Below are 244 nucleotides of genomic sequence, written 5' to 3'. Positions count from 1 at the left end.
GAGAGCCGCGCGGAAGAGCGGCGCTTCCTCCAGACAAAACGGCCGGACGAATGCGTCAGCTGACTCGGCTTCATCCAGCTGAAACGGCACGCTGTCATGGATGCGCTGCACCGGTTCGCCGTCATGCCCCGTTTCAAAGGACGTTCTGAGCGACTCATGCCGCTCGACAAGCTGCCGGAACGTCTCCTCCAGCCGGCCGCGGTCAAGCGGGCCCGTCAGTTCCAGCACAGCCGGCATATTGTAG

The 244-nt window shown here is 63.5% G+C and carries 1 protein-coding gene; it reads right to left on the bottom strand.

Annotation, left to right across the window (positions count from 1 at the left end; genetic code table 11):
- The coding region (locus Y79_RS01000000119845) for a condensation domain-containing protein (protein WP_032864726.1) at positions 1–244 on the bottom strand (244 nt) is incomplete at both ends.

It is taken from the genome of Bacillus siamensis KCTC 13613, assembly GCF_000262045.1.
Taxonomy (GTDB): Bacteria; Bacillota; Bacilli; order Bacillales; family Bacillaceae; genus Bacillus; species Bacillus siamensis.
Note: the sequence above shows the minus strand (reverse complement) of the source record. Positions and strands in the feature narration are given on the sequence as shown.